The organism is uncultured Ramlibacter sp., from assembly GCF_936925435.1.
Taxonomy (GTDB): Bacteria; Pseudomonadota; Gammaproteobacteria; order Burkholderiales; family Burkholderiaceae_C; genus Ramlibacter.
On sequence record NZ_CAKZHQ010000049.1, the window covers coordinates 98,382 to 112,224 of the forward strand.

Annotated in this window: 14 protein-coding genes; 7 read left to right on the forward strand and 7 right to left on the reverse strand. The window is 68.6% G+C overall.

Features of this window, described 5'->3' with window-relative positions:
• The first annotated feature begins 4 nt into the window (after positions 1-4).
• From Q0632_RS19950 to Q0632_RS19970, 5 genes are all read left to right on the forward strand, one after another.
• Positions 5-1,195 (forward strand): CaiB/BaiF CoA-transferase family protein, encoded by a 1,191-nt coding sequence (locus Q0632_RS19950; protein ID WP_298933492.1) that lies wholly within the window; start codon positions 5-7, stop codon positions 1,193-1,195.
• The gene (locus Q0632_RS19955) at positions 1,195-2,004 is read left to right on the forward strand and encodes an enoyl-CoA hydratase (RefSeq protein WP_298933494.1); all 810 of its coding nucleotides are present in this window, start codon (positions 1,195-1,197) and stop codon (positions 2,002-2,004) included. Before Q0632_RS19950 ends, Q0632_RS19955 begins: the two co-directional genes overlap by 1 nt.
• A gap of 14 nt (positions 2,005-2,018) precedes the next feature.
• A complete protein-coding gene (locus Q0632_RS19960; protein WP_298933496.1) occupies positions 2,019-3,002 on the forward strand; it encodes a zinc-binding dehydrogenase in 984 nt (327 codons plus the stop codon).
• A 27-nt stretch (positions 3,003-3,029) separates the two neighbouring features.
• The gene (locus Q0632_RS19965; RefSeq protein WP_298933498.1) at positions 3,030-4,001 is read left to right on the forward strand and encodes a tripartite tricarboxylate transporter substrate binding protein; all 972 of its coding nucleotides are present in this window, start codon (positions 3,030-3,032) and stop codon (positions 3,999-4,001) included.
• A gap of 71 nt (positions 4,002-4,072) precedes the next feature.
• Entirely contained in the window at positions 4,073-4,810 is a 738-nt protein-coding gene (locus Q0632_RS19970) for an ABC transporter substrate-binding protein (RefSeq protein WP_298933618.1), read from the forward strand.
• Between the two features lie 32 nt (positions 4,811-4,842).
• Here the strand turns inward: Q0632_RS19970 and Q0632_RS19975 are convergent, their stop codons facing one another.
• A complete protein-coding gene (locus Q0632_RS19975) occupies positions 4,843-5,739 on the reverse strand; it encodes a LysR family transcriptional regulator (RefSeq protein WP_298933500.1) in 897 nt (298 codons plus the stop codon).
• A 91-nt stretch (positions 5,740-5,830) separates the two neighbouring features.
• Here Q0632_RS19975 and Q0632_RS19980 point away from each other — a divergent pair, with 91 nt between their 5' ends.
• Both Q0632_RS19980 and Q0632_RS19985 read left to right on the forward strand, forming a co-directional pair.
• The gene (locus tag Q0632_RS19980) at positions 5,831-6,898 is read left to right on the forward strand and encodes a tartrate dehydrogenase (RefSeq protein WP_298933502.1); all 1,068 of its coding nucleotides are present in this window, start codon (positions 5,831-5,833) and stop codon (positions 6,896-6,898) included.
• A gap of 28 nt (positions 6,899-6,926) precedes the next feature.
• The gene (locus Q0632_RS19985; protein ID WP_298933503.1) at positions 6,927-7,880 is read left to right on the forward strand and encodes a tripartite tricarboxylate transporter substrate binding protein; all 954 of its coding nucleotides are present in this window, start codon (positions 6,927-6,929) and stop codon (positions 7,878-7,880) included.
• 10 nt (positions 7,881-7,890) lie between these two features.
• Here Q0632_RS19985 and paoC read toward each other — a convergent pair whose 3' ends face one another.
• The 6 genes from paoC to Q0632_RS20015 form a co-directional block, all read right to left on the reverse strand.
• The gene (gene paoC / locus Q0632_RS19990; RefSeq protein ID WP_298933506.1) at positions 7,891-10,101 is read right to left on the reverse strand and encodes an aldehyde oxidoreductase molybdenum-binding subunit PaoC; all 2,211 of its coding nucleotides are present in this window, start codon (positions 10,099-10,101) and stop codon (positions 7,891-7,893) included.
• A 4-nt stretch (positions 10,102-10,105) separates the two neighbouring features.
• Positions 10,106-11,056, reverse strand: a complete 951-nt coding sequence (locus tag Q0632_RS19995) for a xanthine dehydrogenase family protein subunit M (protein ID WP_298933508.1) — start codon at positions 11,054-11,056, stop codon at positions 10,106-10,108.
• Positions 11,053-11,700, reverse strand: a complete 648-nt coding sequence (gene paoA / locus Q0632_RS20000; protein WP_298933509.1) for an aldehyde dehydrogenase iron-sulfur subunit PaoA — start codon at positions 11,698-11,700, stop codon at positions 11,053-11,055. The genes Q0632_RS19995 and paoA overlap by 4 nt, the downstream gene beginning before the upstream one ends.
• A 126-nt stretch (positions 11,701-11,826) precedes the next feature.
• Positions 11,827-12,879 (reverse strand): alpha/beta fold hydrolase, encoded by a 1,053-nt coding sequence (locus Q0632_RS20005; RefSeq protein WP_298933511.1) that lies wholly within the window; start codon positions 12,877-12,879, stop codon positions 11,827-11,829.
• A 9-nt stretch (positions 12,880-12,888) separates the two neighbouring features.
• Positions 12,889-13,272, reverse strand: a complete 384-nt coding sequence (locus tag Q0632_RS20010) for a carboxymuconolactone decarboxylase family protein (protein WP_298933513.1) — start codon at positions 13,270-13,272, stop codon at positions 12,889-12,891.
• Positions 13,269-13,742 (reverse strand): cupin domain-containing protein, encoded by a 474-nt coding sequence (locus Q0632_RS20015; protein WP_298933515.1) that lies wholly within the window; start codon positions 13,740-13,742, stop codon positions 13,269-13,271. Before Q0632_RS20015 ends, Q0632_RS20010 begins: the two co-directional genes overlap by 4 nt.
• Positions 13,743-13,843: the final 101 nt, after the last annotated feature.

The following is a 13,843-nucleotide window of genomic DNA, read 5'->3' on the forward strand; positions in this document are numbered from 1 at the left end:
GCCCATGCCCCACCTGCCCGCTTCCACTGCCCTGCAGCGCTTTCGCGTCATCGACCTGACCCAGGTGCGCGCTGGCCCCACCTGTTGCCGTCAGCTCGCCGACTGGGGCGCCGACGTCATCCAGGTGCAGATGCCCGAGCACATGCGCGGCGACGACACCCTGGGCGGCCAGGACGGCTCGGACTACCAGTACACGCACCGCAACAAGCGCTCCATCACCCTGGACCTCAAGCAGGACGAAGGCATCGCCACGCTCAAGCGGCTGATCGCCGGCGCCGACGTGGTGGTGGAGAACTTCCGGCCCGACGTGAAATTCCGCCTGGGCATCGATTACGAGGCGCTGGCAGCCGACAACCCTGGCCTGGTCTACGCCAGCATCTCCGGCTTCGGCCAGACCGGACCGCTGGCCACGCGGCCGGGCTTCGACCAGATCGCCCAGGGCATGGGCGGCCTGATGTCGGTCACTGGCATCCCGGGTGACGGGCCGGTGCGCGTGGGCATTCCCATCGCCGACCTGTGCGCCGGCATCTTCGCGGCCCAGGGCATCCTGGTCGCCCTGCTGGAACGCGAGACTTCCGGCAAGGGCCAGTTCCTGCACACCTCGTTGCTGGAGTCCATGGTCTACATGATGGACTTCCAGACCTCGCGCTACCTGATCGACGGCGAGGTGGCGAGCCAGGCCGGCAACTACCACCCGACCAGCATTCCCACCGGTGTCTACAAGGCGCGCGACGGCTACATGAACATCGCCGTCTTCGGCTCCAAGATCTGGGAGCGCTTCTGCAACATTCTGGGCGCACCCGAATGGATTGCCGACGGCCGCTACCACGACAAGCTGGGCCGTTCGGTCAACCGCGATGCGCTCAACGCCGAGATCAACCGCCGCCTGGCCGAACACGACCGCAGCCACTGGATCCAGCAGTTCAACGAGGGTGGCGTGGCCTGCGGCGAGATCAACGACATGCGCGGCGTCTTTGCCGAGCCGCAGATCCAGCACCTGGGCATGGTCAAGGAGGTGGTCTCCAAGTGGCAGGGCCCGCAGCGCCTGGTCGGCCAGCCGGTGCAGCTGGAGCGCACGCCCAGCACCGTGGCCCGCGCCGCCCCGCGCCGCGGCGAACACAGCGAGGAAATCCTGCGCGAGCTGGGGCTCGGCACCGAAGACCTTACCCGCATGAAAGCCGCCGGAGTGTATTGATGACAGAACCCACTTACGCCAGCGGCACCGAGCGTGTCCAGACCTGGCTGGACGGCCGCACGCTGCACATCCGCTTCAACAACCCGGCAAAACACAACGCGTTGTCGGTTGACATGTGGGAGGCCGTGCCGCCCTTGCTCCAGCTGGCCGAGGCCGACGAGCGCGTGCGCCTGGTGGCCTTCTCCGGCGCCGGAGACAAGGCTTTTGTCTCGGGCGCCGACATCTCGCAGTTCGAAGACATGCGCGCCGCGCGCGAGGCCGTGGCCTATTACGAGAAGATGGCCGAAGCCACGCTGATGGGCATTGCCGACTTCCCCAAGCCCACGCTGGCCTGCATCCGCGGCTACTGCATCGGCGGCGGCGTCAACGTGGCCATCAGCTGCGACATCCGCATCGCCTCCACCGATTCGGTGTTCGCCATTCCCGCCGCCCGGCTGGGCCTGGGCTACCGCTACTCGGCGATGAAGAACCTGGTCGACCTGATCGGTCCCGGCGCGGCCAAGGACCTGTTCTTCACGGCGCGGCGCATCGACACCGTCGAGGCCAAGGCCCTGGGCCTGGTGTCGCGGGCCTGCGCGCCCGAAGCCCTGGAGGCTCTGCTGGCCGAGTACGCTGCATCCATCGCCGAGAACGCGCCGCTGACCGTGATGGCGGGCAAGGCCATCACCCGCGAGATCCTCAAGCCTTCGCCGGAGCTGGACCACGCGCTGTGCGCCTCGCTGATCCGCGGCTGCTTCGAGAGTGCCGACTACGCCGAAGGCCGGACCGCCTTCATGCAAAAGCGCAAACCGGTCTTCACCGGCCGCTGAAAGGAAACCAGAACATGCAGTCTTACTGGATGCAGATGACCGAGACCGACACGGTGCTCGAACTGCGCGATGTGCCGGCGCCCGAAGCGGGTGCCGGCCAGTTGCTGGTGCGCGTGCGCGCCGCATCGCTTAACCGCGGCGAGTTCGTCGTCGGCCACGGCCTGCACGGCAAGGCCGGCAGCTGGAAGGCCATTGGCGGCGAGTGCGCCGGCGAGGTGGTCGCCATCGGTGAAGGCGCCAGCGGCTTTGCCATCGGCAGCCGCGTCATGGGCCGCTGCGCCGGCGGCTTCTCGGAATACGCTCTGGTCGACGCCGCCGAGGCCCTGCCCGTGCCCGACGCCCTGTCCTGGGAGGAGGCGGCCTCGGTGCCGCTGGCCTTCATGGTGACCTACGACATGCTGGTGCTACAGGGCCGCCTGCAGGCCGGCGAATGGCTGCTGGTCAACGGCGTGTCCTCCGGCGTGGGCGTGGCCAGCCTGCAGCTGGGCAAGGTGCTGGGCGCCAAGGTGATCGGCACCTCGGGTTCAGCCGACAAGCTGGCCAGGCTCCAGCCGCTGGGCCTGGATCTGGGCCTGTGCACGCGCGCTGCCGACTTCGGTCCGGCCGTGATGGAGGCGACGGCCCAGCACGGCGCCGACCTGGTGATCAACACCGTGGGCGGCTCGGTGTTTGCCGAGAACATCCGCGCCATGGCCTTCGAAGGCCGGCTGGCGACCGTGGGCTATGTGGACGGCGTGCTCAATGCCGACCTGGACCTCAACGCCTTGCATGCCCGGCGCCTGAGCGTGTTCGGCGTGTCTAACAAGCTGCGCTCCAAGGCCCAGCGCGCCGCGGCCATCCCCGGCTTCATCGCGCAGGTGTTGCCGCACCTGGCGGCGGGCCGCATCCGGCCGCTGATCGACCGGGTCTTTGCATTGGACCAGCTGCCCGAGGCCAAAGCCTTGATGGAAGCCGGGGGGCACGTGGGCAAGATCGTGCTGCGCATGCCCGGGTCCTGAGACAGCCAAAAAAAAGGAGACAACAGCATGAACAAGATGTCCTGGATCCTGGCGCTGGGCCTGGGCGCCATCGCCGGCAGCAGCTCGGCGCAGCCCGCGCCCTATCCCAGCAAGCCCATCCGCCTGGTGGTGGGCTTTGCGCCGGCCGGCGCCGCCGATTACGTGGCGCGCGCCATGAGCGATGCTTTCGGCAAGGCGCTGGGCCAGACCGTGGTGGTCGACAACAAGCCGGGCAATGGCTCCAGCGTGGCGGCCGACCTCGTGGCCAAGGCGCCGGCGGATGGCTATACCGTGCTGATCGCCAGTCCCAGCAGCATCTCGGTGAACCCGGCGCTCAACCCCAAGCTGGGCTACAAGCCCAGCGACCTGCTGGCGGTGACCAAGATCACCACCTCGCCCCTGGTGCTGGCGGTCAACCCCAACACCGGCATCCGCTCGGTGGCCGACCTGGTCGCGGCGGCCAAGAAGGACCCCGGCAAGCTGAATTACTCGACCTCGGGCAATGGCTCGGCGCCGCACCTGGGCGCGGCCCTGTTCAGCCTGCTCTCCGGCGCCGAGATGACGCATGTGCCTTACCGCGGCGGCGCCCCGGCCGTGCAATCGGTGATGGCGGGCGACACCCAGCTGACCTTCGGCACCTCGCCCTCGGTGCTGCCGCAGGCCAATGGTGGCAAGTTGCGCGCCATCGCGGTGAGCACGCGCGAGCGCTCGCCCCTGGTGCCGGACCTGCCCGGCATGAAGGAGGCCGGCCTGCCCGACTACAACCTGGAGTTCTGGTACGGCGTCTTCGTGCCGGCCGCGACCCCGCCCGCCGTGGTGAAAAAGCTGTTTGACGCGGCAACCGCGGCCATGCAGCAGCCCTCGGTGAAAGCGGCGCTGGCACGCGAGGGCACGGAGGTTTCGCTCTCCGGCTCGCCCGAGCAGTTCGCCAGCTTCCTGGTGGACGACGGCAAATTCTGGGTCAACCTGGTCAAGAGCGCCAACGTGAAAGTGGAGTGACAAGCATGCACACAACAAACCGCCGAAGCTTTTGCGCCGCCGGCGCCCTGCTGCTGGGCGGCTGTGCCGCCATGGGGCCCGACAAGAACGCTGCCATCGCCGAACTGGCGTCCACCGGCAAGCTGCGCGCCGCCATCAATTTCGGCAACCCCATCCTGGCCAACCGCAACGCCGCCGGCGAGGCTGTCGGTGTGTCCGTCGATCTGGCCCGCGAGGCAGCGCGCCGCCTGGGCGTGCCCATCGAGCTGGTGCTGTTCAATTCGGCCGGCAACGTGGTCGAAGCCGTCAAGGCCAGGCAGGTCGACCTGGCCTTTGTCGCCATCGATCCTGTGCGCGCCGCCGACACCGAGTACACGGCGCCCTACGTCATCATCGAAGGCGCTTACCTGGTGCGCAATGCCTCGCCCCTGCAGCGCAATGAAGAGGTTGACCGCGCCGGCACGCGCGTGGTGGTCGGCCGCGGCAGCGCCTACGACCTGTACCTGGCGCGCGAGCTCAAGGCCGCCACCCTGGTGCGCGCGCCCACCTCGCCCGTGGTGACCGACGTGTTTCTGGCACAGAACCTCGAGGTCGCCGCCGGCGTGCGCCAGCAACTGGAAGCGGACGCCGTGCGCGTCGGCGGTGTGCGTTTGCTGCCCGGCCGCTTCATGGTGATCGAACAGGCCATGGGCGTGCCCAAGGGCCGCATGGCGGCCCAGGCCTGGCTCAGCGCCTTCATCGAGGAGATGAAGGCCTCGGGCTTTGTGGCGAACGCACTGCAGCGGCATGGCATCCAGGGTGCGGCGGTCGCGCCGCCGCGCAAGCACTGAGCCGCGGGCTGCTGACCGCGGCAGCCCGCGCTTCAAGGCGCGAAGTGGTGTGCCAGATGGTCGACAAAGGCCAGCACGCGCGTGGTGCGCGCGTGCTGTGCCGGATAGACCGCATAGACGTCGGCCGGCGGCGCCTGCCAGTTCTCCAGCACGCTCTGCAGGCGGCCACTGCGCAGGTAGCGCGCCACATCCCATTCCGCGCGCAGCACGATGCCCAGCCCGCTCAGGGCCCAGCTGACGGCCACCTCGCCATCGTTGGTGCTCAGGTTGCCGCGCGCCTTCACGGTCTCGCTGCGCTTGCCGCTGGCCAGGCGCAGCAGGCTTTGCGCATCGTCGGCCTGGCGGATGGAGATGAAGTTGTGGCGCGCCAGGTCCAGTGGCTTGAGCGGCGTGCCGGCACGCGCCAGATAGGCCGGTGAGGCGCACAGCAGGCGCCGGTTGGGCGCCAGCCGGCGCGCGATCAGGCGCGAATCGGGCGGCTCACCGAAGCGGATGCCCACGTCATAAGCCTCGTCCACGATGGGCGGCGGCGTGGCGGTCAATTGCAGTTGCACATCGACGCGTGGGTACTTGCGCGAGAAGGCCGTGATGGCCGGGCCCACTTGCATGCGGCCAAAGCCCAGCGTGGCGTTGACGCGCAGCAGGCCGGCCGGCTGGGCGAGGGCCGCCTGCAGGCCGCTTTCGACGGCCTCGATCTCTTCGAGGATGCGGCGCGCGTTGTCCAGGTAGGTGCGGCCCTGCTCGGTCAGCGAGATGCGCCGGGTGGTCCGGTTCAGCAGCGGCACGCCCAGGCGCGCCTCCAGGCCCGACAGCCGTTTGCTCACCGCGGCCGGTGTCACCTGCAACTCCCTGGCCAGCGCCACCAGGCTGCCGCAGCGCACCAATTGGGCGAAGAACTGCATGTCCTGGGAGGAGTTGTTGCGCTGCATTGCTGAACCACAGGTTAAGAATGCCTTGAATTGTGCCTCCGGACCGGAGCCCGTGGCCACCCTACAGTCCGGCCAACACAGGAGTTGGTTCATGAAGACATACAAGATTGCCTGCATTCCGGGCGACGGCATCGGCAAGGAAGTGGTGCCTGCGGGCGAAACGGTGCTGCGGGCGCTGAGTGATGCAGGTGCCGGTTTCGGCTTTGAGTTCACCTCGTTCGACTGGGGCGGCGACCACTACCGCCGCCACGGCAAGATGATGCCGGACGACGGCCTCGATGCCCTGCGCTCCATGGACGCCATCCTGTTCGGCTCGGCGGGCGACGCCAACATCCCGGACCACATCACGCTATGGGGCCTGCGCCTGAAGATCTGCCAGGGCTTCGACCAGTATGCGAACGTACGGCCCACGCGCATCCTGCCGGGCATCGACGCGCCGCTCAAGCGCTGCACGCCGGCCGACCTGGACTGGGTGATCGTGCGGGAGAACTCGGAAGGTGAATACGCGGGCGTCGGCGGCCGGGTCCACCAGGGCCATCCCATCGAGGTGGCGACCGACGTGAGCATGATGACCCGCGCCGGTGTCGAGCGCATCATGCGCTTCGCCTTCCGCCTGGCCCAGTCGCGCCCGCGCAAGCAGCTCACGGTGGTGACCAAGTCCAATGCCCAGCGCCACGCCATGGTGATGTGGGACGAAATCGCAGTGCAGGTCGCCAAGGAGTTCCCCGACGTGCGCTGGGACAAGGAGCTGGTCGACGCCTGCACGGCGCGCATGGTCAACCGGCCGGCCTCGCTGGACACCCTGGTGGCCACCAACCTGCATGCCGACATCCTGAGCGACCTGGCTGCAGCCCTGGCCGGCAGCCTGGGCATCGCGCCCACCGGCAACATCGATCCCGAGCGGCGCTACCCCAGCATGTTCGAGCCCATCCACGGCTCGGCCTTCGACATCATGGGCCAGGGCCTGGCCAACCCGCTGGGCACCTTCTGGAGCTGCGTCATGCTGCTCGAGCACCTGGGCGAGGCCGAGGCCGCGGCCCGGCTGATGCAGGCCATCGAAGCCGTCACCGCCGACAAGAGCCTGCACACCCGCGACCTGGGCGGCACGGCCGGGACGGACCAGGTCACGCAGGCCATCTGCCGGCGCCTGCAGTCCTAGCGCCCAAGAACTTTCAAAGGAGACAAAGATGAAGAAGATGATGGTCGCTATCGCGCTCACTGCACTGTCCGGCTTGGGCTGGGCCCAGCAGCCGCAATGTCTGGACAAGAACGTCATGTACTGGCAGGCCTTCCCCCCGGGCGGTGAGTCCGACCTGTCGGCGCGCCACCAGCAGATGGTGCTCAAGAAGAAGTGCCCCAGCCTGGAGACCATCATCCAGTACAAGGCCGGCGCCGGCGGCGCGCTGATGTGGTCGCAGATGAACCAGCTGCCCGGCGACGGCGTCAACGTGGTGGGTGTCAACCTCCCGCACATCGTGTTCCAGCCGATCGAGGGCCAGGTGCAGTACAAGACGGCCGATGTGACGCCGGTGTTCTGGTTCCACTTCACGCCCGACATCCTGGTGGTGCCGGCCCAGAGCGCCATCAAGACCTTCCCGGACTTCATCAAGGCGGCCAAGGCCAACCCCGGCAAGCTCAGCCTGGGTGGTTCGGGCCAGTTCTCCGCCAACCATGCGGCCCATGAGCGCCTGGGCGCCGCCTTCGGCATCAAGACGATTTATGTGCCGTTCAAGGGCACGGGCGACATGGCTACCTCGGTCATGGGCGCCCAGGTCGATGGTGCGATGACCTACACGCCGTTTGCCATCGTCAACAAGGAGCGCGTACGCCCGCTGGCCGTGGCCATGGACAAGCGCCATCCCCTGATGCCCGACGTGCCCACCTTCAAGGAGCTGGGCGTGGACTGGGTGGACGGCGCCTACCGCGGCATCGGCGTGCCCAAGTCCACCCCGCCGGAAGCGCGCAAGCGCCTGTCGGAGCTGTGGCTGGCCCTGAACAACGACCCCGAGATGAAGGACCTGGCCGCGCGCAATGGCTTCGAGCTGGTCAATGTCGGCCTCGACGGCATGGACGCCTTCATGGCAGACAAGACCAGGCTCTACACCGAAGGCGCAGCGCGCATGGGGCTGGGCAAGAAGTAGGCGCCTCTGCTCAGGCGACGGCCGGCAGCTTGTCGAGCAGTTTGTCCAGAGTGATGGGGTAGTCGCGCACCCGCACGCCGGTGGCGTTGTAGACCGCGTTGGCCACCGCGGCGCCGATGCCGCAAATGCCCAGCTCGCCCACGCCCTTGGCCTTCATGGGCGAGGACAGGGGATCGGTCTCGTCCAGGAAGATCACCTGCTGGTGCGGGATGTCGGCGTGCACCGGCACCTCGTAGCCGGCCAGGTCGTGGTTGGCGAAGAAGCCCTGGCGCTTGTCCAGCGCCAGCTCCTCCATCAGGGCCGCGCCCACGCCCATGGTCATGGCGCCGATCACCTGGCTGCGCGCTGCCTTGGGGTTGAGGATGCGGCCGGCGGCGCAGACCGCCAGCATGCGCCGCACGCGGATCTCGCCCGTGGCGGCGTCCACGCCCACTTCGACGAAATGCGCGCCGAAGGTGGACTGCTGGTACTTCTTGTCCAGGTCGCCGTACTCCATGAAGTCCTCGGCGGACAGACCCTGCTCGCCCGCCACTTGCGCCAGCGGCAGCGCGCGTTCGCCGGCGCGCACCATGCCGTCGGCGAAGACGGCGTCGGGCGCGGTGATGCCCGCAGCCTGGGCCACCACGCCGCGCAGCTTCATGCAGGCCGCGTACACGCCGGCGGTGGAGCTGTTGGCGCCCCACTGGCCGCCGGAGCCGGCCGAGACCGGGAAGGCCGAGTCGCCCAGGCGCACGAAGACCTTGTCCAGCGGCAGGCCCATCACCTCGGCGGCGGTCTGCGCAATGATGGTGTAGGTCCCGGTGCCGATGTCGGTCATGTCGGTTTCCACCGTCACCACGCCATGCTTGTCCAGCCGCACGCGCGCGGCGGACTTCATGACCAGGTTGTTGCGGAAGGCCGCAGCCACGCCCATGCCGACCAGCCAGCGGCCGTCGCGCAGCTGGCCTGGCCGGGCATTGCGGCGGTTCCAGCCGAAGGTCTCGGCGCCCGCGCGCAGGCATTCCACCAGGCGCCGCTGGGAGAACGGCCGCTCCGGCTTTTCCGGGTCGACCTGGGTGTCGTTGAGGATGCGCAGCTGCACGGGATCGATGCCCAATTTCTCGGCCATCTCGTCCATCGCGATCTCCAGCGCCATCATGCCGGGCGCCTCGCCTGGCGCGCGCATGGCGTTGCCCTCGGGCAGGTCCAGCACGGCCAGCCGCGTGGCCGTCATGCGGTTGGGGCCGGCGTACAGCAATCGGGTCTGGTTCACGGCTGTCTCGGGCGAGCCCTCGGGCAGGTTGCCGGACCAGCCCTCATGGCCGATGGCGGTGAGCTTGCCGTCCCGCGTAGCGCCAAGGCGGATGCGCTGGATGGTGGCCGGCCGGTGGGTGGTGTTGTTCATCATCAGCGGCCGCTGCAGCGCCACCTTGACAGGCTGGCGCGCGGCGCGCGCGCCCAATGCCGCCAGCAGGATGTCGGCGCGCAGGAACAGCTTGCCGCCGAATCCGCCGCCGATGAAGGGCGAGACCAGGCGGATGTTTTCCTTGGGAATGGCCAGGGTCTTGGCCAGGTCGCCCACGCTCCAGGCGATCATCTGGTTGGAGGTCCACACCGTGAGCTTGCCGTCTTTCCACTGCGCGGTGGAGGCGTGCGGTTCCATCATCGCGTGCGACTGGTCGGGCGTGGTGTAGGTGGCGTCCAGCTGCACCGGCGCCGCGGCGAACGCGCCGCTGAAGTCTCCCACCCTGGTTTCAGGCGGACCGCCAAAGGCCGAAGGCTTGGCCAGCGGCGCGCTGTCCTTTTGCGCCGCCAGGTCGAACCTGCCCGGCGCTCGGGTGTAGGCGATGCGCACCAGGGCAGCTGCGGCGCGGGCCTGCTCGAAGGTCTTGGCCACGACCAGGGCCACGGCCTGGTGGTAGTGGTCGATCTCCGGTCCGCCCAACAGCTTGGCGGTATTGAAGTTGCCCTTGCCCAGCGCGCCGGCATTGCGGGCCGTGACGATGGCCAGCACGCCGGGCGAAGCCTCGGCGGCGCTCAGATCCATGCTGGCGATGCGCCCCTTGGCGATGCCGGCACCGATGACATAGCCATAGGCGGCATCGGGCGCGACGTCGTGCCGCTCGTAGGCATAGGGAGCAGTGCCGCAGGTCTTGAGCGGGCCGTCGATGCGGTCGGTGGGCCGGCCGATGACCTTGAGCTGGTCGATCGGGTTGGTGGTGGCGGGTGTGTCGAACTTCATGCGCTCAGCTCCTGGCCTGGGCCAGCACGGCGGCGAGCGTGCGCTCGGCCAGCGGCAGCTTGAAGGCGTTGTCGTGGGTGGGGCGGGCGCCGGCGAACAGTTGCGCTGCCGCCGCCTTGGCGCCCTGCGGCAGTGCGGCATCGGCCCCGGCATGGCGCCAGGGCTTGTGGGCCACGCCGCCCATGGCCATACGGCCGGTGCCGTCGCGCTGCACGACGGCCGCCACCGACACCAGGGCGAAGGCATAGGACGCGCGGTCGCGCACCTTGCGGTAGATATGGGTGCCGCCCAACGGCCGAGGCAGCGTGACCGAGGTGATGAGCTCGCCAGGTTCCAGCGCCGTCTCGATGTGCGGGGTGGTCCCGGGCAGGCGGTGGAAGTCGGCGATGGGAATGACGCGGGTGCGGCCGTCGGGCCGCACGGTCTCCACGCCGGCGTCGAGCACGCGCATGGCCACCGCCATGTCGCTGGGATGGGTGGCGATGCAGGCATCGCTGCTGCCGATCACCGCGTGCTGGCGATTGAAACCGCCGATGGCGCTGCAGCCGCTGCCCGGCCGGCGCTTGTTGCAGGCCTGGTCGGTGTCGTAGAAGTAGGGGCAGCGCGTGCGCTGCAGCAGGTTGCCGGCGGTGGTTGCCCGGTTGCGCAGCTGGCCCGAAGCGCCGGCCAGCAGGGCGCGCGACAGCACGCCGTAGTCCCGCCGCACTCTTTCGTCGGACGCCAGCGCGGTGTTGCGCACGAGCGCGCCTATGCGCAGCCCTCCGTCGGGCGTGGCCTCGATCTTGTCCAGGGCCAGGCCGTTGACGTCGATCAGGTGGGCGGGCGCCTCGATCTGCAGCTTCATCAGGTCCAGCAGGTTGGTGCCGCCGGCGATGAACTTGGCATTGGCATTGCGCGCCACCGCGGCGGCGGCCTGGGCCGGTGTGCTGGCCCGTTCGTAGCTGAAGGGTTTCATGTGCGCAGCCCTCCGACCTCGGTGATCGCATCGACGATGTTGGAATAGGCGCCGCAGCGGCAGATGTTGCCGCTCATGCGCTCGCGCAACTCCTCGGCCGACAGCAGCGGCCGGGCGTTCAGGTCCGCGCTGACGTGGCTGGGAACGCCGCGGCGCATCTCGTCGAGCGCACCGACCGCCGAGCAGATCTGGCCCGGTGTGCAGTAGCCGCACTGGTAGCCGTCATGTTTGACGAAGGCCGCCTGCATCGGGTGCAGATTGCGCGGTGTACCCAGGCCCTCGATGGTGGTGACCTTGGCGCCCGAATGCATCACCGCCAGCGTCAGGCAGGAGTTGATACGCACGCCGTCCAGCAGCACGGTGCAGGCGCCGCACTGGCCGTGGTCGCAGCCCTTCTTGGTGCCGGTCAGGTGCAGATGCTCGCGCAGCGTGTCGAGCAAGCTGGTGCGGGTGTCGAGACTGATTGTGTGGGCCTTGCCGTTGACCTCCAGCGTGACGCTGGCGCTGGGCACGGAGCCTGGCGCGGGCATCGGGGCTGCGGCCTGGGCGGCGGCTTCAAGCGGCAGGGTGGCGACGGCTGCGGTGGCCGTGCCCGCGATCAGGACATCCCGACGCGAAAGAGTGATTGGGTCGGGACTGTCCATGGCTTGCAGCCTTTGCATCAAGGAGTGGCGGGGAGAGAGGGCGAGCATCGGGTGGCGAGCGCAGAGACCTTGTAGGACGCAGTCCTGGCGCTTCGTCAGTGCCGGGCCACTCGCCCGATGGGCATGTCATGGCCGTGCGTCCAGGCCGTTCTTCGCCAGGAAGCCGGACAGCAGATCCGCGATGGCCAGGTTGTTGAGATCGGAGAACGGGAAGTGCGTGTTGCCGCGGATGCCCAGCTCAGGCAGGTGGACCACGGTGGCGTTGCCGCCATGGCGGTTGACGGCCTGGGCCCACAGCCTGGCCATGGCCAGGCGCGTGCGCCATTGGTCCTGCCCCGGGTTGGCCATGGGCTGCTGCGGGATGTTGTCGCCGTAGACGATGGTGATGGGGATCCGCGTGAGCGCCATGAACTGCTGCAGCGGCACGCCCTGCGCTTCCAGCGTGTCGCCGGCGCTGGGCATGGGCGGCGGCACCTCGCCCTGGGGGAAGATGAAACCGCTGCCCGGCTCGTAGGCAACGATGGCCCGCACGTTGGGGCTCTTGGTGGCAGCCAGCCAGCCGGGCCCGCCGCCCTGCGAATGGGTGACCAGCACCCCGGGCCCGATCTTGCGGAACAGCGCGGCCACGGCATCGGAGGCCACGGCCGCCGAGAAGGGGCCGGTGTTGGGGGTCATCTGGCGGAAGTACTGGTCCAGTGCTTCGGGGCTGCGCGGGAACTGCACGTCTGCGAAGAGATTCGGCCAGATGCCCAGGCGGAAGATATTGAAGGAAGCCTGCTCGTCGCTCGCAGGCGCCAGTGCCAGCGGCTCGGTGCTGCGCCCGGCCTTGCCGCGGCGCGGCTGGTCGATCAGATAGACGCTGTGTTGGCGGCGCAGGAAGATGGTCTGGAAACCCTCGCGGCCGTCCGGCGTGGTTTCCCAGGTCTTCGACGACTGGCCCGCGCCATGCCAGAACACCAGCGGGAGTTTGCGGGCGGCGACGGGCACCTGGTAGAACACATAGGCGTGGTCGCCATGGAAGCTCTGGCCGTCGGCCCGGCTGAGCACGCTGCCGCCGACGGCGAAGCTGCCCTGCTCCTGGATGGCCAGGGGCGCCTGTGGGCCGGGACCGGCCGGTGCGGCGCAAGCCGCGCAAACAAGGGCGGTACCAATCACGGCAAGTGCTTTCGGGATGTGCATGGTGGCCGGCTACTTCTTCTGGAAGACTTCCTTGGCCACCTGGCTGGCCATCACGCCGCTGGGCCAGCCCGCATAGAAGGCCAAGTGGGTGATGGCCTCGACCAGTTCGGCTTCGCTCAGGCCGTTGTCCCGCGCGCGCTGCAGGTGCGAGCGCAGCTGGTCGGGGCGGTTCATCGCGATCAGGGCGCTGACGGTCACCAGGCTGCGGTCGCGCGGCGACAGGCCGGGCCGGGCCCAGATGTCGCCGAACAGCACGGTGTCGGTGAGTTCGGCGAGCTTGGGGTTGACGTCGCCGAACATGCGCTGCGCCGGTGTCTGTTGCGCGGGCGTCGCTTGTGCCATGGCCGAGAGAGCGCTTGCCGCCAGCCAGCCTGCCATCCATTTTTTCATCATCGTGCTGCTCCGTATTGCGAAGGGTTGAGCTTTTCCAGCCAGTCGACCGACTTGCCATGGAGCTGTTCGGAAATCGCGTAGTGGCTCATGCCGGTGGTGGGCGTGCCGCCGTGCCAGTGCTTCTCGCCCGGCGGAATCCAGACGATGTCGCCGGGACGGATCTCCTGCACCGGCCCGCCCCAGCGCTGCACCAGGCCGACCCCGCTGGTGACGATCAGCGTCTGTCCCAGCGGATGCGTGTGCCAGGCCGTGTGGGCGCCAGGCTCGAAAGTCACGTGGCCGCCGCTCACGCGTGCAGGCTCGTCGGCGCGAAACAGCGAATCGACGCGCACCGCGCCGCTGAAGTTCTCGGCCGGCCCCTTGCTGGAAGGCTGGGCGCCGTTGCGGGTGATCTTGAGCGGCTGCTCGGTCTGCGCCAGGCCCGAAGTGGCCAGCGAGAGCGACATCACGGTGGCGGCAAGAGCCTTCATCGCCGGATCCTTTCATGCATAGCAAGCTCGGACTGTAGGCGCGGGATTGGCATTGAACTAGCCGCTTGAACCTTGAAGGATTGGCAAGCTGCGCTTGATAA